The organism is Bacteroidia bacterium, from assembly GCA_041391665.1.
Classification (GTDB): Bacteria; Bacteroidota; Bacteroidia; order J057; family J057; genus JAGQVA01.
In genome coordinates, this window is record JAWKNO010000002.1 from 1752549 (window position 1) to 1773670 (window position 21122).

General features: G+C 45.4%; 14 protein-coding genes. 5 read left to right on the plus strand and 9 right to left on the minus strand.

Translation table 11 applies throughout. The features are described from left to right. Positions 1–27 precede the first annotated feature (27 nt). From R3D00_18815 to R3D00_18825, 3 genes are all read right to left on the minus strand, one after another. The gene (locus R3D00_18815; GenBank protein ID MEZ4775244.1) at positions 28–4569 is read right to left on the minus strand and encodes an ATP-binding protein; all 4542 of its coding nucleotides are present in this window, start codon (positions 4567–4569) and stop codon (positions 28–30) included. A gap of 184 nt (positions 4570–4753) precedes the next feature. Next, entirely contained in the window at positions 4754–6013 is a 1260-nt protein-coding gene (locus tag R3D00_18820) for a T9SS type A sorting domain-containing protein (protein MEZ4775245.1), read from the minus strand. A gap of 10 nt (positions 6014–6023) precedes the next feature. Beyond that, complete coding sequence (locus tag R3D00_18825; GenBank protein MEZ4775246.1) at positions 6024–7673, minus strand: hypothetical protein; 1650 nt, start codon at positions 7671–7673, stop codon at positions 6024–6026. A gap of 199 nt (positions 7674–7872) precedes the next feature. On the opposite strand from R3D00_18825, the gene R3D00_18830 reads away from it, so the two are divergent. Beyond that, on the plus strand, positions 7873–9288 hold the full coding sequence (locus R3D00_18830) for a hypothetical protein (protein MEZ4775247.1): 1416 nt from the start codon (positions 7873–7875) through the stop codon (positions 9286–9288). 96 nt (positions 9289–9384) lie between these two features. Here the strand turns inward: R3D00_18830 and R3D00_18835 are convergent, their stop codons facing one another. The 4 genes from R3D00_18835 to fdhD all read right to left on the minus strand — a co-directional run bounded on the left by R3D00_18835 (position 9385) and on the right by fdhD (position 15214). Continuing rightward, complete coding sequence (locus tag R3D00_18835; GenBank protein ID MEZ4775248.1) at positions 9385–11289, minus strand: choice-of-anchor I family protein; 1905 nt, start codon at positions 11287–11289, stop codon at positions 9385–9387. Between the two features lie 223 nt (positions 11290–11512). Further along, positions 11513–11938, minus strand: coding sequence for a response regulator (locus tag R3D00_18840; GenBank protein ID MEZ4775249.1), 426 nt, complete (start codon positions 11936–11938; stop codon positions 11513–11515). 109 nt (positions 11939–12047) lie between these two features. Next, positions 12048–14369 (minus strand): FdhF/YdeP family oxidoreductase, encoded by a 2322-nt coding sequence (locus tag R3D00_18845; GenBank protein MEZ4775250.1) that lies wholly within the window; start codon positions 14367–14369, stop codon positions 12048–12050. 17 nt (positions 14370–14386) lie between these two features. Then, positions 14387–15214: a formate dehydrogenase accessory sulfurtransferase FdhD gene (gene fdhD, locus R3D00_18850; GenBank protein ID MEZ4775251.1), complete on the minus strand. Its 828-nt coding sequence runs from the start codon at positions 15212–15214 to the stop codon at positions 14387–14389. 39 nt (positions 15215–15253) lie between these two features. On the opposite strand from fdhD, the gene R3D00_18855 reads away from it, so the two are divergent. From R3D00_18855 to rplT, 4 genes are all read left to right on the plus strand, one after another. Beyond that, a complete protein-coding gene (locus R3D00_18855) occupies positions 15254–15496 on the plus strand; it encodes a MoaD/ThiS family protein (GenBank protein MEZ4775252.1) in 243 nt (80 codons plus the stop codon). Positions 15497–15536: 40 nt separating this feature from the next. Then, entirely contained in the window at positions 15537–15941 is a 405-nt protein-coding gene (locus R3D00_18860) for a molybdenum cofactor biosynthesis protein MoaE (GenBank protein MEZ4775253.1), read from the plus strand. Between the two features lie 934 nt (positions 15942–16875). After that, positions 16876–17070, plus strand: coding sequence for a 50S ribosomal protein L35 (gene rpmI, locus R3D00_18865; protein ID MEZ4775254.1), 195 nt, complete (start codon positions 16876–16878; stop codon positions 17068–17070). Positions 17071–17114: 44 nt separating this feature from the next. After that, positions 17115–17459 (plus strand): 50S ribosomal protein L20, encoded by a 345-nt coding sequence (rplT, locus tag R3D00_18870; protein MEZ4775255.1) that lies wholly within the window; start codon positions 17115–17117, stop codon positions 17457–17459. 57 nt (positions 17460–17516) lie between these two features. Here rplT and R3D00_18875 read toward each other — a convergent pair whose 3' ends face one another. Both R3D00_18875 and R3D00_18880 read right to left on the minus strand, forming a co-directional pair. After that, positions 17517–19298, minus strand: coding sequence for an ABC transporter substrate-binding protein (locus R3D00_18875; protein ID MEZ4775256.1), 1782 nt, complete (start codon positions 19296–19298; stop codon positions 17517–17519). A 4-nt stretch (positions 19299–19302) separates the two neighbouring features. After that, on the minus strand, positions 19303–21117 hold the full coding sequence (locus R3D00_18880) for an ABC transporter substrate-binding protein (protein MEZ4775257.1): 1815 nt from the start codon (positions 21115–21117) through the stop codon (positions 19303–19305). Positions 21118–21122: the final 5 nt, after the last annotated feature.

The following is a 21122-nucleotide window of genomic DNA, read 5'->3' on the forward strand; positions in this document are numbered from 1 at the left end:
TACAGCTATTTGGGAGGGTTTGGTTTTTTAGTTTTCCATGTCTTTCTCATCATCATCATCATCATCATCATCGTCGTCCTCCTCCACATCATCCCATTCCCCATTATTCACATAGCTATCATATTTGTAAAACAAGGAAGGCGTGTCTTCATCATCCGGATTAACCGTACCTCTCTCAACTTTTTGTTTTAATTTGTTGATCATTTTCCGGATCGAACCTGTGTTAATCTTATATCGTTCCAACCCGGCACAAAAATGATACAGATTATCGTTAAAATCATCTTCCAGAAAATACATTCCTGAAATTACATCCCTGTAGGCTTTCCCCTCGCGATGTAATTGAAGCGCAGAGTGAAAATACTGTATGGAAAGTTCGTAATGATATTTGATATCCAGGAAATATAAAAAATCGCGCCCAAGCAATTTTTCCAGCTTCTTAAAAATAGTTTTTTCTTCATCCTTTTTGTCCTGAATGCGCAATATGGTTCGGTAAAACCTGCACCAGGTCGCCAACTTATAATGGGTATAACCCAGATATGAATAACTTGTCATGTAATTCAGTCCGTAGAGATTCAAGTGGTGTACCAGTTCCGCCAAATTATAAATTGAATCAGTAATCAGATACTCCAACATATCCACAACATCTGGCTTTTTGTCTTTAAATATGTCAACAGCACTAAATTTCCTGGTCATCTCTTTTATAGAGATCACACTGTTTTCATCCAGATATATTTCAACTCTTGATCGATAGTCTTGAACAGATTTGCCAGCGTCTGGCTTATTTTTATCTTTTTCAAATGCCCTCAGCATCTCTTCAAATTTCCATTCCTTCAAAAACAGCCGGTTTACATCGGCCTTATACTTATGTTCCATAATTTTTACAAATTTTGAACTGATCGACATATAAGGGGAATACCGAACATAATCCAGCTTCAAATCCAGTTTATCAGAGGTATGAGGTGTATTCTCTTTTTCCCAATCAAGACTAATGCGGGTGAGTTTTAACTGAATGTCGCTTACCAGCATGACGGTTTCCCAGGTCTCCGTACCTGTAGAGACATTATTGATGATGGATTGGGCATCCCCTGGCATCAATTCTCTTTCCAAATGAAAGACATCCTTGTATTTCAAAACCTGAGGCCGGTTTGCTGTTTTATTCTCCCAGGTGATTGCCTTGATGATCTGCACGGCAATCTTGTCTTTAATAAATTCTATAAAATCCGGATCAAAACAAATAGCAGCATCTTTATCTCCTGCCTGCCTATACCCGGAGAGAAAATCTTTCAGTACATACAGTACTTTTTTATACTGAAAGGCATAACTATAAATCTGACTGGCTTTGAGATAAAACTGGGCAGCCAGTCGATAGGTAAAAAATACCAGGTCCAGACTGTAAAATCTCTCAGTATTTTTAGTAATCAGGTTGTATGCTTCTATCCAGGATTGGATCGGTGGTTTATCCGGAAAATCACCTTTTCCCCTTTCCTTAACATTTCCGTCAAAAAGTTTTTTCAACACTTCCATTGATGGTGGGCTGTTTAACTTTGCAGAAATAAAAGTCAGGAGCGCGTCTCCGATTTTTGAAAATATATTTCCCAAATCATTGGCGTGATAGGCATTTAGCGGCCGGGCAACCTTATCTGACAGAAGAATAAAAATATCAAATAAATAAGGGTTGGCGGGAATTTTATCGTTTAGCAAAAACCCTTTAAACAGGATTCTGTCGTCGGGGTTTTCTATTATTAATTTCCGGATGGGTGCTAACTCTCTCTCAAACCTCCGCAATAGCCATCTTTGACTCTCCCGATAATATACATAAGCACTTAAAGATGGGTTATAGTCGTATTCATTAAGCCCACCAAGCTCAGACAAATATTTATGATAAATATCAAACTGATCCGAATCAATACCTGCTGCCGCAGATTTTCGTACCATCCGACGAAATTTCAAGTCGTATTCAATAAATCGTATTAAAGTGGCTGGCAGATTTTTGTTTTTAAAGAATAGCAAACTACCAACATTGCTGTAGTAGTTTGCGATCAGGGTATTCTTAAGTTCAGGCATCTTTTCCCAATCACTTATACCCAATCTTCCTGGCTTCTCCCGACCCAAAAGCACTTCTTCCCCTTCAAAACCCAGAAATTTTTTCAAGGAGTATTCGTATTCTACCAAGTCAAAATCTGTAAGTCCGTCAGCACGCATTTTCTCCAGAACTCCCAGTATAGCCATAAAAGCCTGGTTGAATAGACGAAAACCCCGGAAATCATTTTTCTCTGGATCAGTTGCATCCTCACCAAACATATATTGATTAAGTGCCCGTGCCATTTTTGCCTTCTCAACTTGCTCAGAGCTGGCTTCATAAAACTCAGGTAGCTTGTCGATTATTTCCCGATAAACGGTAAAAGCTGATTCGTATGACTGAATTTTTTCGAGTGTAAGACCGAGTTTCAACTTATTGGTAATCATCAATATTACCTGATGTTCTGTCAGGTTTTTGATATCAATGGTACGCAGATGCTGAATGGCATCCGAATACTGTATTATCGCCTCATCATATTCCTGATCATAATAATGAAGATCTCCGAGGATACTGTGAATAAATCCAATAGAATGAACAAAACCACTTCTTCCCTCATAACGGATATAATTGCTGTACGATTTCCGCAATTCGTTCAGCTTTTTGTAATAGTGCCGTTTGATCATCAGCGATTCATCCAGCGTAAAATTAAATGCCGCTGCACTCAGATCCGATATCTTTGAAACACACTTGATTTCATTCGCATTCTTATTAAAAAACTTGTAATGAAACAAACCACCGGTTGTGGTACGGATAAAGGTATTGGAATAATGTTGTAGCAATTCCTTGATAAAGGTCCGCAATTGAGGAGCTTTGTTGATCGTAATCAGCTCGGGAACCAGTTCCAGATTACGCCAGGAAAAACCAAACGAATGAAACTTAAAGATGTGGTCGATAATATAGGCTGTAGAGAACAGCAATTTGTCTCCCCATATTTTCTGGTGACGGCTGTGGGTAATGATATAGGGGCGAAAAATGACTGACGTAAGGCCAATCACATATTGATCTGAAGTGGTAAAATGAAGATATAAAGGCTCTTTTTGTTGGGTCTCATCATTTTTTTTGACGCCTATCAATTGTACATATTGATTCTGAAGGAAGCTTTCATTTTCCGGAACAATATAATCCTCAAAAAGGTCGGTCAGTTTTTTGGGTGTCCCGTTGCTTCGATAAGTGAGGTAAATAATAAAGTTCTGAAGCAGATAGATAATTTCGTACAGTTCTTTACGGTTAAAAGTTCGGTGAACGTTTGATTTTTCATCGCCCATGAAGCCACTTGACAAATACTTAAAATATATCCTGAGATTGTATATCTCGGATTCGCTTTTATGGGTTTCCCCGTCAGTACCTACCAGCTTCAAATTTTCCAGATAGCTACTGGGAATCAACAACTTACACAAATACGTTTCTGTCATTCTTGTAAGTCCGGAGCCCTGTTTGCTTAAACCATCCTTTAAAAAGCTATCCACATATAATACGTCGTGAAAAATGCTGCTATAAAAGGAATCTCGGTCAGCAGTATCCGCTAACGCCGCATCATACATTTCCCGTCCACCAATAAAAATGAATTTGGAGCGAGCTTTATTGAGGAAATTTTTCAAGTTGGCCAACAATGCAGCTACAGTTTCTTTCCTTTTACGAACTTTGTCTGTGCTGCTTTTTACCTCGGGAAGGTCATAGGTGGGATCTTCTGCTTCCTTCTCACTGATCGTCAATTTGGAGTTGGGCTCAATTTTGTCGAGCTCATCGAATATGAAAATAAAATCGGGGATATAGTAGTTACCCCTTATTTTTTCAATATTTTCAAGAATTCGGATCAATCTCCACTCAATTTCTTTTGGCCCGGCAATGGGATATATTTTGTCCGAATCTCTGGATATAGATACTTTTCCTGTATTATCAGAATCTTCTTTCTCTCCTGCCCGGAATCTGATTTGCGCAGATAACCTTTCATCCAGTTCCCGCAAGTCTTTCATCACCTGACTAAATTCGCTGCTGTCGGACAGGTCAATCTTCTCAGAACCAAAATGTTTAGGATTATCAGGAATCAATCCAGACCGGGCTGCATTCTTCCAAATCTCTTCCATATCATACAACAAATGCCTGCATATCAATCGAAATACAACTGTTTCATTCAGGTCATCCTGTGCAAGACTGATTTCAATAGCCTTAAGATTTACTACTGTTTTGTTATTCGAATTATTCCCAATACGCGCGTTTACCTCCTTTATCACCTTTCGCACCAAACTGGTTTTTCCCATCCCCCGAAACCCGGTGATCAGATATGCACCTGACTTGGTTTTGGAGTTTTCCAGAATCATTTGGAGATGGTCGAGTAGTTTTTTCCTGCCAATAAACCGGGTATCCTCTTTTTCCGGATCAGTGGAATACGGACTGTGGAAAAACTCATAATTCTCTAATTGAATAAAAACTTCTTTGTTCTGAAGGACATATTTTGTCTGCAGCTTGTTGTCAATTTCAGGAGAAAACATATTTCAACTTTATAAAAGTATAAATACAATCGTATAGTCTTACGATCACAAATATCTGACAGGAGGGTTTATTCCCTAATATAGAATGATTTATTTGTAATCCCTACTTTTATCTCCTAAAAAAGCAAAAGCCACCCCGGTATCCGGAATGACTTCTGCCAACTTTATGAAGAAATATTTAATCCTAATGCCTGACCAGTATCTTCTTGCTATCCGTCCCGCTGTTGCTCTTCATATGCAAAAAATATAGTCCCTGTGGCAAAAATTCAAGGTCCCAGACAAACCGATCCAAATACCCCTGCTTTCTGAGCAACTGGTTACCCAATACATCGCTGAGTATCCATTCTCCAACTGCCGGACGGGACATTTCGACTTTCAATAAATTTCGCGCCGGATTGGGATAAGCCTGCCAGTTGAATCCCTCCGCAAGCCAGTTGATTTTTGTATCCGTGTCTCCTACAACCAATGAGTCACCTCTTACTCCCAAACTGAGCGGAAATTCATCTGCGCGCTGCGCTTCCAGTCGCGAGACTGTCATTTTGAATGTTTCAATCAGTTCGCGTTTTCCCCCAAGGTCATCGATCATAATGATGCTCATACTCGCAATCCTGCCATAACCGGTCTGTTCGGTCTGATCTATTCTCGTAAGTCCCATCTCCAAAATAGCACCTCCGCCATACGCCCGCCACATGCTGATCATGTCAACTCCTGGCGTCCCCACCCAGCTATTGTCAAACGCAACTTTTAGCGTAGCAGGATCGACAAGTGTGGTATCAAAATCGATACTGAAAGCAAGCCCGTACAGACTGTCTATGGGTTCAGTGGATGTGCCCAGCAGAATATTGACGTGCATCGTATCTCCCGTAAACAGTGAGTCCTCCTCAATATCTATCTGCAAATTGTTGCCGGTAATAACTTCTTCGCCGGTTTTGTTATGGGAAAATCCGTAATTAAGATGAATGGGAAGGGTATCGGCCATCGTTACCGACCCGTCCCCATTAGCATCGGCGTGTTTGTAGTTCAGACCTGTGGAAAATTGTCCAGTCCAGTTTATCGCGGGTTGAGGAATCCATGTCGTCGTGGCATTCGCCCGGACTGGACCGGTACTCCCGTACGCAATCCCCATGGGAAGTATATCATACACATCCGCTATCCCGTCGTAGTTGGCATCTCCCGGCCATACGCTGTCAAGGGCAGCTACCAGTGAGAATATGGGCAAATGGAATCCTTCATTGAGGACATAAGAATTGGTTGCCCCGGTTCCAATAAAAGCTTCACCTACAGTATAACTCACCGAATAACTTCCGACGCCAACCGTATTCCCTTCGCTGCCGGTAACTTCTCTTACGGTAGTTGCGGGTTGTGCCAGCAGACCGTGTGCGAAAGAAAGAAAATATATAAAAGTCAGGCTGTGCTGCAGGGCGGTCGATATAAATTTTTTCATCATCATTTCTTTATTTCATTCTTTCTCTCACCACTTCGAAGTTTTCGTAGCCACGACGTATGCATTTTACTTCCCAGTCAAATTCATAGCCGCCCTCTCCCTGAAGCAATTCGGCCACGTCAAATCCTGTGGCATCTTTGTGCACAACGGCAAGGCCTCTCGATTCGCCGGAAAGAGGCGTTACCATTACGGTCATGCCAGCCTCTGAAGCGATGAGCTGGAAGTGTTCGGGGAATGACACCTTTGCCTTTCCATCTATAAGCCGCGCCGTGCCCCGCAGATAAGCTGCTGCTTCGGGCCCTTCAAGCGAGGCATACCAGATTTCCTTATCGGGCCGGGTAGGATGTGCGACTCTGAAGTTTTTGGCATCGCCAAAAATTTCTCCCTGCCCAAGTCCGTTGATGATAATTCCCGCTTTTAGTGTATTGGTATTGTCATACACATGAACAAAACCATTATTGGTATTTACGCCCATCTCTACTCTCGTCTGACCAGTACCATTGGTGACCGAAACATTCCCTCCGCTATAAGTGATATTCGTGCCGTTGGGTGTCCAGAAGCTCGAAGTGTTATCTGTCGAAGGCGCCCATTGCGTCCCATTCCACTTCAGCACCTGATTTGCGGAGGGAGTAATATTAGTAACAGGAAACCCATTTAAACGCACTACTACCGGATTTGGATACGTACCGGCCAGATCCCCACCCGCGGAAGTCCCAAGGGTAATATCATCATTTGCGTTGAGGTCGCCGGTATTGGTTATAATATTTCCGGAGACGCTGATACCAGAACCACCAAAGTAAGAGGGCAGATTTACCGATCCCCCACCGCTGGACAGCGATAAGGTATTCCCGAAAAGCGCAAGGGACTGGATTTCATTCACCGGGTCGGCATCTGCATCGGTATCATCATCAGCCGAAGGCGTCCACTGTAAACCATCCCACTTCAATACCTGCCCGACAGCTGTCGGATTGTTAGAAGAAACAGGATTTCCATGAAGCGCGTCGACCGTCAGGTTGGAAAAAGTACCGGACACATCACCAGAGAAAAATGATGAAGTTGTAATATCATCAGCCGCATTCGTATCACCGGTATTACTGATAGTGGCTCCGGTGATGGAAATGCCCGCACCTGCCACCAAAGGCGTGCCGTTGTCGAGCGAGGGAACCCAGGCTGTGCCATTCCACTTCAGTACCAGTCCCGCAGCATTTCCCGCGGTATCGACATCCGTGAGATCATTCAGGGACATACCCAGTGCCTTGTCTGAGGTCTGGGCATACAAAGCAAAAGGCACACTCTGCATATCACGTACTCCCAGAGAAGCATAACTGCCTGAGCCGGTTGTATCGATTTCGACTTCCAGCGAATAACTCCCCAGACTCCAGTCGATGGCTGAAAAAGTACCCGATACGGGTGTTCCGTTTCCAATAACATGGCTGCTGATTCCCTCAGGACTGGTCAGCACAGTGACGGTTTCCTGATATACCGGCAGACCGGATTGCAAAATAGAAAAACGCATGGGGACAGCCTGCGAAGGCAACACATTCCCGTTTACGTTTATCTGGGATTGGTAATTGATTCCTTGGGGCGATTGGGCAAAGCTAAGGATGGGTAAAAAAATAAGCAATGCCAGAATTTGTTGTAAAAAGGTGTTTCGATTCATAATTGCTGATTTATTGCGACTGATATCATTTATGAATTCAAATATAGTAGCCACAATGGCAAAAATATATAACAGAATAACCCATCTCTGAATACTGTCACCCTCATTAAATATGGATAAAATATGCCCAGACACAAAATTCTATGATTTTTTTATACCATATTTTTAACTTCTGAAATTTTCTATACTATATTTCGGCATGAAACGCCTGGCAGAATTTGTACACAAAGTCCCCGAAGATGTTCACCTTCGGTTTAGAAAATATCTTGATTCACCCTATTTTTTCAGTGATAAACGGCTGCTTTACCTATATGATCTTCTCGCAGAGGACAAGCCGGAGAATTGGGACAAACCGCGCCTGTTTGCGGCGTTATTTCCCGGTGAGTTGTACAACGCTGATCGCATAAACAACTTTTTTTCCTACCTGACACGGGCTGCTGAAAATTTTATCGGTCAGGAAGCCTGGGAGAAACATCCATTTTACGCTTCTTTTTTCAAACTTCAGGGTGCGCGTCAAATGGGGCTTAACCGAAGTTTCGAGCATATTCTGAAGCGGGAAAACCATCAGACTTCCATTGCAGAAGATTTTTACTGTGAATACCTTCTGGCTGATGAATCTGACCTTTTTTTCCTTCAAAAAGCCAGTCGCGAAGACAACAAAAGTCTCGACCAGAAACTTGCTTCCCTCCACAAGTTTTATCTTGCCGCTATGCTCCGCACTTCCTGCGAATGGCTGAGCCGCAATAATGTCATCGGAGGAAGTGAACAACCACCGGAATTGTCTTCCAGTTTGCCTTTTCTGCTGGAGCAGGCGCCTTTATACTTCCATATTCCCGGTATCAGCATTTACTACTATATCCTGCTCACCCTTACCGAACCCGATACTATTTCGCATTATCACAACCTGCGGGAATCGCTGGGCAGAGAAAGCATTCACCCCGAAGCACTTAAGCCTATGTACCAGTTTGCCCAAAACTATTGCATATTTCAGGTAAACAGGGGCAACACCGTCTTTCTTCAATCATTATTTGACTTGTACGATGAGATGATGAAGCGAAATCTGCTTCTAAACGATGGTCAGATTTCTCCCGGGGATGTCAAAAACATTGTGGCGCTGGGAGCCAGACTGGAAAAATATGAATGGGCTGACGAATTTCTGCTGAACATTGCCCAACATATTATTCCTTCTTACCGGGAAGCCGTATTGTCATACAATCAGGCCTACCTGCTCTATAGCCGGAAAAAACTCAGAGAAGCGCAGCGGCTGCTCGCTTTTATTGAATACCCCGATCTGTTTTATGCATTGGGCGCCAGAACTCTTTTGCTCAAAATATACTATGAACTGGAAGATCATGAGGGATTTGAATCACTCTCACAGGCTTTTGAAGCTTATCTCCGTCGGCAAAGATTGCTTTCCACTTACCAACGGGAAGCTTACCACAACCTGCTCCGATATGCAAAAAAGCTCTCTCGTCTGCGCACCGATGCGGCCATCCAGACACCTTCCATTTTTAAACGCAGGCTCAATACCTACCTTGAAAAATTGCAAAAAGCCGCTTCCGTGATGGGACTGGATTGGCTCATTCAACAAGCGACTATTTTAAAGGAATCCTGATTTACCCCTAAAAAGGAAAACCCCGCTTTGTGCGGGGTCTGATTGAATTCGACAAAAAAAATTTTGCGCCCAAAAGGGGCCTGTTATCGTATGCCTCTACTCGCCCTGGTAAACGATTTTGCGGGCGGTAGTCATACCCGCAGCACGCATGATACACAGGTAAACACCAGGCGCTACTTTACTACCTGATTCATCTGTAGCATTCCAACGCAGGGTATGCGTACCTGCTGGGTAAGGATTCGAAGCGAGATTGCGGATTCGGCGACCATTGAGGTCAAACAGGGCGATCTCTACGGGAGCATTTTCTGATACATTGAATGTAATATCGGTAAACCCGCGGAAAGGGTTAGGTGTATTGGGCAGGAGTGTTGCAGGGGCGGTAAAATGATTGGCGACTCCCGCTTCACGGTTGGTGTTGGGCACGTCTGTGATTTCATACACGGTAGTACTTCCGCTGATTTCATTGGTAACTACCAACAGCGGATTCTGAGTCGGAGACTGCCAGTCTTTGATAAAGACCAGTCCTTCAGGCCCCAAATCTCCGGCCGTTCCGGCTTCGGCATCTCCTGAAAAATCGCGGTTGTTGACATACTGCACAAATGCCGGGGTATTGGGATTGGTGATATCATACACCATTACCCCACCGATTCTTTCAAGACCAATAAAAACATAGGTGCGGCCTTTTACTTTTCCAACAACGATTCCCTCCGGCTCAGGCCCCTTATCATCGCTGCGGCTGTCAAATGAACCATTATCACTATTGGTGGAGTTAAACTCAGTAGGATAAAGCGCTGCGGTAATCTGCTCAAGGTCATCACCACTATCATACACCATCTGACCATCTGTACGCCAGATCGTAAATGATCTTGCGCCAAAGGAATACAATTCGTCATAATCGCCGTCGCCATCGGTATCGCCCATGGTTTTGGTAATGTTCAGCCGGCCCAGATTTGAGTTGGATTTCAACGTTGCAGCATTGGGGAATGCTGTCGGGTCGAGCACTACGCTGCCAGAACCCACACGCACAGCCTCTACAAGACCTCCCGGGTCGGTGTATTCACGTGCATCACCTTCGTTGGCAGTGATCAGATAAGACTTGTTTGACCAATGTAAAAAGTCGATAGCGTCAGGCATATATATCCCTTTCACAGGCCAGTTGGTAATATTGATTGTACCATCACTGTTGCTGGCATCAATACCATTTCCGGGCAGATTATGATCCTTAAAACCCAACCCTCTGATAGCGGTAACTGTCGCATTTTTGATATTGATTTCTGCGATAGCATTATTTTCCTGAAGCGTTACCCATGCCGTCTGAGAATTGTCAGAAACAGCGATATATTCAGGCTCAAGATCTTGTGCCACGGTTGCACCAGGGCCAAAAATACGAACACTGGGATCCAGGACGGCATTATTGAACGCAGTAAAATCTGCGGTCATCACATCTGCCTGGGTAAGATTTTTAGCCTTTTTCATCTTGATGATGCTCACACTACCTTCAGGATCAACAGAATAATCATTGCTGGGTTCACCCTCATTGGCCACCAGCAGGTATTTTCCATCGGGCGTAAAGGTCAGCATATCAGGAAGTGCACCTACCATCAGATGATTGAGGTATTGTCCGTCGCGGTTAAAGAAAACCACTTTCCCGGGGGCCTGTTTGTTGGAATCCTGAACAGCTACGGCAATTGTACTGTACCAATTGGCAATGCTGTTTACACCACCGCCATAAGGGCTAAGGTCGATCGTAAAATCCAGTACGGGTGTTGTGGGATTGGAAAAATCAATAACATCTACGGAGTTAGCATTGGCATTGGTAACATATACGCGTTGTGTCTTGACGTCATAGGCGCCTATTTCAGCAGCACCTTCGTCAAAAACGCCAGATGCATACGTACCAATGGGAGCAAGGGAAATACTGGATTGCGCCAAAAGCCAGGCAGGCAGAATCACAATCAGCAAAGAAAGAGTCAGTCGGAAAAGGGGGTTTAAATTTGTCATATATTTAACCGGTAGTTAATGAAAATACAGAAGCCTCCGGTATGCAATCACATACCGTTTTGTTTACCTATCGAAAATAGAATTGAAATAAAAAGAGGGTTGCCTGGGTTTATATGAACAAAACTAACCCAAATCCCCTTTCGGTTCAATCGGGAAATTGAGGTTTAATACTAAAATAACAATTGGTTAAAAAATAGCGATATAGCTAATATTTGGCTAACATTCAATTAACCCACCTTGCATACATTTTGGAAACTGACTCCACAAAATCAAAATAATCAATCGGCTTCTGGAAAAAATCATTCGCTCCCAGGGCAATCGCTTCTTTGTTGTCCCGATAACGGGCGCTTGAGGTAAAAATGACCACGGGAAGTTCTACAAACCGGGGATCTTCCCGAAGTCGGGTCAATACTTCAAATCCATTGAGAAGGGGAAGATTGAGGTCCAGAATAAGTAAGCTGGGATCGTAAGAAATATCCCGCCCCGAATAAGCGCCGTTTGCATTCAGAAAATCCAGCACTTCCAGCCCAGTATTGACAATTTTAAGTGGAGCTTCAATCTTTGCGTCCCGCAATGCCAGATGAAACAAATGGACCTCTGCATAGGTATCTTCTGCAAGCAGTACGTATGGTTCCTTTTTCAGGGACATAATCCGGTCGGGTTTCTAAACAGATAGACAGAAAATTCAAACGTTATTATAAAGACAAACATAATAAACCAATCAATATTATTTAAAAAAACTGGTGATTTCAGGCCAATTATTTACCGATTATCGAATTTTTTGATTTTCCAATCTTTATAACCACTGATTTGGAAGCCGGGGTAAATGAATGGTCTGCCTTGAGGTTTAAGGGCACCAGGATATTTGCCTCCGGAAAATACGTCGCCACGCATCGCCGCGATATGTCGTAGGGCACAATGATAAAGCTTCTCGCCACCCGTTTTTCTCCTTCGTATTCACTCACAAGATCGACAATTTCCCCTGAATGCATTTCTCCTTCGGCCATGTCTTCTGCATTCATCAATACAACTCTTCGCTCATTGTATATTCCGCGATATCTGTCATCAAGGCCGTAAATCGTAGTATTGTACTGGTCATGGCTTCGAATGGTCATCATTAGGTATTCGTCGCTTTTCAATTTTATTTCAGGAATGGCCGTAACCGAAAAATGTGCCTTACCATCGGGTGTGTTAAATTTGCGTTCCCTCGCGCCATTTGGCAGGTAAAATCCGCCCGGCCTCCGCACTTTCTGATTGTAGTCTTCAAAGCCTGGAATACAGGCTTCGATCATATCCCTGATACGGTCATAGTCACCCACGTGTGTTTCCCAATTGATTGGATTGTTTTCACCTAATACAGCTTTTGCCATGCCCGCTATAATGGCTGGTTCGCTCAGCAAAGACGAAGAGGCCGGCAAAAGATCGCCCATTGACTGATGAACGATTCCCATCGAATTTTCTACCGACACAAACTGCTGCCCGCTTGCCTGGATATCGGTCTCTGTTCTCCCCAGACAGGGCAAAATCAAAGCCGTTTTCCCCGGTGTCAGGTGGCTGCGGTTGAGTTTGGTGGAAATGTGGACGGTCAGTTCGCATCGCTGCAAAGCCGCTGCTGTATAGGCGGTATCGGGGGTAGCTGAAAGAAAATTTCCCCCCATGGCTATAAATACTTTTGCCTTCCCGCAATGCATGGCTTCAATGGCTTCTACTGTATTCAATCCGTGATTGCGGGGGGGCTGAAAATCAAACCGTTTTTCCAGCCGGTCGAGAAAATCTTTTCCGGGTTTCTCCCAGATTCCCATGGTACGGTCGCCCTGTACATTGCTGTGCCCGCGAACCGGACAAGTCCCTGCACCCGGTCGGCCTATCGCCCCTTTCAGCAGCAGAATATTGACCATTTCCCGGATATTGTCCACGCCATTTTTGTGTTGGGTAAGGCCCATTGCCCAGCAAATGACGATTTTGTCGTGCCGTATAAGCAGATCAGCAGCGGATCGGATATCTGCTTCCATCACGCCACATACTTCTGACAATTCTGGCAGTTTGTATTTACGAATCTCTGCTTCGAATGCGGCAAACCCCGCCGTATAGGTTTCAATAAAGGATTTGTCCAGCACTTTACCGGGTTGCTGATCTTCCGCTTCCAGCAGCAACAATATCAGCGCTTTTGCCAGGGCTACATCTCCGTTGATCTTGACCTGAAGGAAAATATCGGTAATCTGTGTGCCAGACCCCAATATATCAGGGAGATGCTGCGGGTGTTTAAACCTGATCAGTCCGGCTTCGGGCAGAGGATTTATCGTAATGATTTTCCCGCCATTCTGTTTACATTTTTGCAGGGAGGTGAGCATGCGTGGGTGATTGGTTCCGGGGTTTTGCCCCACAACAAGCACCACTTCGGCCTGGTGAATATCCTCCATCGTCACCGATCCTTTGCCGATACCTACGGTTTGTGACAGCCCTACCCCACTCGACTCGTGGCACATGTTTGAACAGTCAGGCAAATTATTGGTACCAAAAGCCCGAACAAATAACTGATATAAAAAAGCCGCCTCATTACTGGTTCGACCCGACGTATAAAAAATTGCCTCATCCGGCGAATGGAGCGATCGAAGTTGTGTACCGATTAGCCCAAAAGCTTCTTCCCACGAAATTTCTTCATAACACGTGGCGCCTTCGCGCAGAACCATCGGGTGGGTGATACGCCCCTGTTTGCCAATCCAGAAATCTGTACCCTGCGCCAGTTCTTTCACCGAATATTTGGCAAAAAACTCCGGGCCAATTCTTTTGAGCGTAGCTTCTTCGGATACAGCTTTTACGCCATTTTCGCAGTATTCGGCCAGTACGGAGCGTTTGTCATCAGGATCAGGCCAGGCGCAACCCGGGCAGTCAAAGCCCGTCATCTGGTTCATTTTTAAGAGAACCGAAAAACCACGGAGCAGCCCCATTTCCCGCTGAATATGGCGAAACGAATGTTTGACAGAAGGCAGTCCGCCTGCATATTCGGAGGGGGCAGCCAGCCGCAGACCGGTAAAGGGAGAAGCGGATGAGGAATCGCCGGAATTAATTGAATCGTCCATATAAAAAAAGAATACCGTTAAACATATTGATTATACCGCCCATTCCGCAGAAAGCCCACCAAGGGAAGCTGATACTTTTCCGCCAGCGATTTAGCCAGGCTACTCGGCGCCCCAATGGCAACCAAAGCGCCTGCACCCGCCATTACGGCCTTTTGAACCAGTTCGAAACCGATTCTGCCCGAGAGCAGGATGATATGATTTTTCAGGGGAAATATCCCCCGGTTGCAGGCTGCACCGATGAGTTTGTCGAGCGCATTGTGACGGCCAATATCTTCCCGTAACAGCAGCAATTCGCCCGAAGCGGAAAACAAAGCAGCGGCATGAAGACCGCCCGTAGCAGCAAATACTGCCTGATGAGACTGAATAGCTTTTTCAAATCCGAAAATCACTTCCGGGGAAAGCTTCAGTGGGTATTCAGACAAAGGAAAAGGACAAACTGCCGCCACAGCTTCAAGGGAAGTTTTTCCACATACCCCGCAGCTTGAAGTCGTGTAAAAATTGCGGTGAAATTTTGCCCAGTCCAGGTCGGTTTCGGGAGAAAGTTCGGCGCGAATGACGTTTCCCCAATCATCGGGAGCATTGATCTTTTCGCAGTGGCGAATTTGCACGATATCCGACGGCCCCTGAACGATCCCTTCCGAAAGCAAAAAACCCAGTGCCAACTCCTCATCGTGACCGGGTGTGCGCATGGTGACCGACAGGCTTCGGGTTTCCCGGCTGTCCAGCGGGCCAAAACCCAGGCGTATTTCCAGCGGCTCTTCCACTGCGAGGAGATCTTCCTGCGACTCCTGTTTGTCGGGAAAAACCCGCAAAACAGAAACCGGTATGATTTTTTGTTGAAGCATAGATAGCCTTAAATTACGGGAAAATTTGTAATTTCAGGCATGAAAATCACCTTGATTGCATACGGAATCGCCAAAGACATACTTGGCAGCCGGGAAATCGATTATGAGATCCCGGAGCCGGCGAGTGTGGAGAGCCTGCTCGCCAGTTTGGCCAGGCAATATCCAAAGTTTGGCGATCTGAGCAGTTTGCGCGTAGCCATTAACAGCGAATATGCGCCCGGGGACCAGCCCATTTCGTCCAAAGACGAAGTAGTATTAATCCCGCCGGTAAGCGGAGGATGAAAAGAATACAGAAAACATGAAAAAACCGACGATCAGTATCATGCTGACCGATGCCGTATTGGAGCCATCGCATGCGACGGACTTTGTGAGCAGCGAACATTGTGGCGGGATCAATGTATTTATCGGCACGGTGCGAAACCATACCAAAGGCAAGACGGTGGTCAGGCTGGAGTTTGAAGCCTACGAAAAAATGGCAGTCAACGAGATGAAAAAAATCGCCAGGACGGCCCGCGAGCAGTGGCAGGCCGAAAGCATCGCCATCCACCATCGCACAGGCATATTGGTTCCCGGCGATATCGCCGTGGTGATCGCGGTAGCCACGCCCCACCGGGCAGCGGCCTTTGCCGCCTGCCAATACGCGATCGACACCCTGAAAGAAACCGTACCCATCTGGAAAAAAGAAATCTTCGAGGACGGCGAAGTGTGGGTATCGGCACATCCGTGAAGGTGGAACCCCCTTTCCGATGGTGGAACCCCCTTTCCGATGGTAGAACCCCCTTTCCGCCGTGTCGTCCCCCTTGGGATGGGGGACTGGCGGGTTTTTATGGGCCGGATGGCTGGCTATGGTGCGGGTTGAAACCGCCTATGGTGCGCGGGGTTGAAACCACCGCGCTACAAATACCTTTTACGCAGGCGTAGCCTAAACCCCGAATGGGGTGACATTTTTATAGCCAAACAGGCCACACCAAAAATTCTCCTCTAACTTCGCGCGTCGTCGCACGCGGTTTGTTGAACCCCCTTGCCGCCTGTCGTCCCCCTTGGAATGGTGGACTGGCGGGTTTTTATGGGCCGATGGCTGGCTATGGTGCGGGTTGAAACCGCCTATGGTGCGCGGGGTTGAAACCACCTATGCTGCGCGGGGTTAAAACCACCGCGCTACAAATACCTTTTACGCAGGCGTAGCCTAAACCCCGAATGGGGTGACATTTTTATAGCCAAACAGGCCACACCAAAAATTTTCCCACACTTCGCGCGTCAATGCACGCCCCAAGCAGCCCTTTTCCCCAAACCTCATTAACCATTAACAATTTACCATTAACCATTCTTTCGGGTCGCAGTCCTATCTAGAGGTCTCTCATATTGATCGGTGGCTGAGGCATATTGACCGGTGGCTGAGGCATATTGATCGGTGGCTGAGGCACTCGAAGCCACCGAAACTGCGCCGTTGGCGCGATAATGAAACCGGGGCTTCGAGTGACCTCAGCCACCGGTTTTTTTGACCTCAGCCACCATTTTTTTTGACCTCAGCCACCGTTTTTTTTGACCTCAGCCACCGGCAGATTCATTCCCCATAGCTCCAATCTCACATCTTCAATAGAAATTTTGTTTTCCCAATATTCTCCCTATCTTTGCACCTCATTTTTATACCAAATAGTGTTATGCCTAAAATGAAAACAAATTCAGGGGCCGCTAAGCGTTTCAAGAAAACCGCCTCTGGAAAAATCAAAAGGAAGCACGCCTTCAAAAACCACATTCTGACCAAGAAGTCCAAAAAGCGTAAGCTGAAGCTGGCTCATTTTGCAGTTGTTGACAAAACCGACCACGATCGCATCGAGATGATGATCGGCCGGTAATCCTCATTTTCACTTTTTGTCGAACTTATTAATTGTAAAAAAATATGCCTCGTTCAGTAAATGCTGTTGCTTCCCGTTCCAGAAGAAAGAGAATGATGAAGCATGCCAAAGGTTATTTTGGCAGAAAAAAGAATGTGTGGACCGTAGCTAAAAACCAGATCGAAAAAAGCTGGGTTTATGCTTACCGCGATCGCAAAGCGCGCAAACGTGAGTTCCGCAAACTCTGGATCATCCGTATCAATGCCGGTGCCAGAGAACATGGACTCAGCTATTCCGCACTCATGGGTAAAATTCACGCCGCCGGGGTGGATCTCAACCGCAAAGTGCTCGCCGATCTGGCTATGAATAATCCCGCAGCCTTCAAAGCTGTAGTTGACGCAGTGCGTTAACTCCTCCGGATTTCTCAAAATTTACTGGCTGCCAAAGTTTACTCTGGCAGCCTTTTTTTATTCCTTATTCAATTTTACTACGCCTTCCTGTGTGTACATCCCAATGTTCACGCGCTGGTTGCTCTGAAAGGAGTTAAACCGGTAATCTAAATGGATGCCCTTATACATGGGAAATACCCGCAAAAATGTATCCGGCGATATCCCCAACAATGGATCGTACTGACTCAGCATCTTAAGCACGTATTTGCCCAAATCATACCCCTGAACAATATTGTCAGAAGGGGGATAATTGTACTTTTCGCTATAAGTTTTATACAGATTCCGGTAAGCGGGATCTTCAATATCCTCAAAATGGGATGTCGTAAATACCAACCCAAATCCTTCCTTCGTTTCGCGGTCCAGCGAATTATACCTCGAACGAAAGTGCGGTGAACCCATCAGCATTACGTTTTTCCCCTCCCGCTTCAACACATTCACGATCAAACTGGCGGATTCTTCATTCCCCATCAATGGAATATATACGCCCATCTCGGGGTCATTATCGGGAATTTTTGCCACAAGCTTTGGGATTTGACCCATCGCGGCTTCTTTATAATCCAACGAAAGTTTTAACGTATCAATCTTCCCGCCTAACTGGATAAAGGTACTCATATAACCCTGCGCCAGACTCTCCGTGGCCTCCTGACCGTCAGTAAAAACAGCAGTACGGGTGATTCCGCGTTCATTATATGCGTATTCTGCCAGTCGCTGCCCATGTGTGTAAGCCGAAGGATGCGCAAGAAAGGTATATGATTTATTTTCTACCAACTCCGCAGTCGCACTCATCGGCACGATCTGCAGGGTTTTGTTTTTTTCCGCCCATTCTGACAAAATACGGGACTGATTATTGTAAATATCCCCAATGATCATCTGGGGACGCAAGTTTTCCAAGTCGCGGTAAAAAGACCGGGTCAGCATCGAATCGCTCCGGGTATCGTACAGTTTCAGATATACTTTTTTGGCTGAAGTGGACGAAAACTCATTCACCGCCATATTAAATCCTTCATAAAATTCGAGTGAACGAAGGGTTTCCGGACTGATATTTTTATTGATTTTCCATTCGCCATCCCGCAAAAAAAGTGGCAAAAACACACCGAGTCTGATTATCTCGGGCTCAAAAACAGTGATTTTTTTGGTCGAATCAATTTTTGGGAAAATCGATTGCATATAGGGTGAATCTTTGCCGCCATTCTTCAGATAATCCCTATACATTTTTCGGGTGCTTTCGTATTCTCCGGTCTCAGAATTTCGGTAAAAAAAAGCCTCTGCCACCCGTTGTTTATTTTTTACATCTGCCTTGTTAAAGGCTTTTTCCAATTCCTGAGGCGTAAATCCCTGAAAAAGTACCTGCTCAATTTTGTTTTGCGCATCGGCAGCCATTTTACTTGTACGGGCATTGTCTGCCAGCGAAAGTAACGTTTCATAACCCTGAAATCTGGCCACGGTATTTTTGCTGCGAAGTTTTACCAATGCCTGATGATACTGGGCTTCATCAAAATACCGTGAGCGCGGAAATTCCTCCACAATAGTAGTAAACCGCTGAGCAGCAATGTCATCGTATTTGAGATAATAGGCCGAAAGACCGGAAAGGTAAATCGCCGCTGTAGTAGAACGGTTAAAATTGCGACTACGCACCAACTCGAATTTATCCAGCGCCTCTGCATATTTTTCATTTTGCAGGAGCCGTTTTCCCTGGGTAACTAAGGCGTCTGCTTCCGTGTCCAATGGGGTGACCACCGGTTTGAAAATTCCACAGGAAGTAAATAAGAGCAGAGCTGCAATCAGATAAAAGCGGTTCATTGGATTAATCTTTGGTTTGGAAGAATTCCGATAAACGGAACTTCTCCGGTTGATTGATTTTTTGCACCATGCCATCACGAAATGCCGCAATATTTACAAATTGGTTGCTTTGGTTTTCTTTAAAGTCTATGTCAATATGCAATCCGTGGTAAACGGGAAACTGCCGGATATATCCCGCCAGTGCCTGACCCGACCGGTAATCATACTGCTCAAACAATGCGATCAAATACATTCCCAGGTCATATCCCTGCACACTGAAATCAGAGGGGGGCATCAGATATTCTTTCAGGTAAGACTCGAAAAATTGTATATACTCCGGATCTTTTTTGTTTTCCATATAAGAAGTGGTAAAGATCAACTGGCTGGACTCCTTCAACTCTCTGTCCACATTTTCATAACGCTGCCACCAATGCGGCGAGCCCATGATTTTCACCTGTAAATCCATCGCACTGATCTGGCTCAGGATAAGTCCTGCAACCTCCTGATTGCCCATGATCGGAATATAAACACCATCTACCTGTTGAAATTTGAGCGACCGTACATAGGAATATATATCTTTTTCCACATCATTGGAAAGGGCGCTGTCCACTTCCAGCGTGATGATTTCCCCACCCAACGTATCAAAGGTCTGGGAAAATGACTTTGCAAGAATTTCGGTACTCCGCTGTCCATCTGTCCATACCGCTATCCGGTTGAGATGCAGAGAATCCCAGGCATAATAGGCCATATTACGACCGTGGGTTTCGGCAGAAGGATGAGCGAGAAATACCTGGGTTTTGTCTTTGACGAGTTCTTCTGACGGACTCAGGGGAATGAGCTGAGGCGTACGATGCCTTTCCGCCCAGTCTCCAATGACCTTCGACTGAGCGTTAAAAATATCCCCAACAATCAGGTCAGGCTGCAGATTTTCCAGTTCCTGCAGATAATTTTGTGTAACCACCGTATCGCGGCGGGTATCAAATACTTTCAGGTATATCTTTTTATTCCACCGCTGCTCTGCCTCTCGCAGCGCGAGTTGAAAACCTTCATAAAACTCGGTGGCAAGTTCACTTCTCGAGGGAATTTTATCTATAGCGGAAATATCATATTCGCCGAGAAACAAAGGCATAAACATTGCCAGCCGCACCACATCCCGATCTACAAATTTTACCACTTCTTCTTTTCCTAACAATCTTTGCAAAAAGGCTGATTCGGGTTCACCCGAAGCCAGGAGGTAGTTTTCATACCTTACCCGGGCTTCTTCTCGTTCCCCCCTTTCGACCAGATGATAACAGAGTGCCTCAAGAAAAACCATCCTGTATTGTTTGGGGCCGGTTTCCCATAGGCTTTCCACAAACGGAAGGGAAGATTCGTAAAACAGGTATTTACGCACGCGGTCAATGGCATCGCGAGACAGGTTGTCATCATAGGTACGAGCGGCAATTGCGAGCAGTCCTTCGATGGCGGCCCGGCTTTTACGCTCACTTCTTTCGCGAAGCAAGATGAGTGCAATATGATAACTGGATTCATCCAGGTACCGGGACTGCGGATAAATTTCAACTATCGTAGCGAAATACTCTCCGGCACGCCGAAAATCAGCCAACCGGAAATTGGTAAGTCCGCTAAGATAAATCGCCGCCGTCGTACTTTGGTTAAACGGACGAATTGCAGCAGCCTCAAAGACCTCCTGGGCTTTATGGTATTGCCGGGATTCCAGGTAATTTTTGCCCTGCGCAACCAGAGCGGCAGCGATTACATCTTCATCAGGTTCTTCTGGTTGGGAAAAACCCGGGCGAATGATGCAAAAAACGAATGTCAGCAATAATAGGTAACGGGACATGGATT

Coding starts and splice junctions, on each gene's coding strand:
- R3D00_18860 (MEZ4775253.1), top strand. CDS start 15,537: ATGCTGACCGATGCCGTATTGGAGCCATCGCATGCGACGGACTTTGTG.
- R3D00_18855 (MEZ4775252.1), top strand. CDS start 15,254: ATGAAAATCACCTTGATTGCATACGGAATCGCCAAAGACATACTTGGC.
- R3D00_18815 (MEZ4775244.1), bottom strand. CDS start 4,569: ATGTTTTCTCCTGAAATTGACAACAAGCTGCAGACAAAATATGTCCTT.
- R3D00_18880 (MEZ4775257.1), bottom strand. CDS start 21,117: ATGTCCCGTTACCTATTATTGCTGACATTCGTTTTTTGCATCATTCGC.
- R3D00_18825 (MEZ4775246.1), bottom strand. CDS start 7,673: ATGAATCGAAACACCTTTTTACAACAAATTCTGGCATTGCTTATTTTT.
- fdhD (MEZ4775251.1), bottom strand. CDS start 15,214: ATGCTTCAACAAAAAATCATACCGGTTTCTGTTTTGCGGGTTTTTCCC.
- rplT (MEZ4775255.1), top strand. CDS start 17,115: ATGCCTCGTTCAGTAAATGCTGTTGCTTCCCGTTCCAGAAGAAAGAGA.
- R3D00_18820 (MEZ4775245.1), bottom strand. CDS start 6,013: ATGAAAAAATTTATATCGACCGCCCTGCAGCACAGCCTGACTTTTATA.
- R3D00_18830 (MEZ4775247.1), top strand. CDS start 7,873: ATGAAACGCCTGGCAGAATTTGTACACAAAGTCCCCGAAGATGTTCAC.
- R3D00_18875 (MEZ4775256.1), bottom strand. CDS start 19,298: ATGAACCGCTTTTATCTGATTGCAGCTCTGCTCTTATTTACTTCCTGT.
- R3D00_18845 (MEZ4775250.1), bottom strand. CDS start 14,369: ATGGACGATTCAATTAATTCCGGCGATTCCTCATCCGCTTCTCCCTTT.
- R3D00_18835 (MEZ4775248.1), bottom strand. CDS start 11,289: ATGACAAATTTAAACCCCCTTTTCCGACTGACTCTTTCTTTGCTGATT.
- R3D00_18840 (MEZ4775249.1), bottom strand. CDS start 11,938: ATGTCCCTGAAAAAGGAACCATACGTACTGCTTGCAGAAGATACCTAT.
- rpmI (MEZ4775254.1), top strand. CDS start 16,876: ATGCCTAAAATGAAAACAAATTCAGGGGCCGCTAAGCGTTTCAAGAAA.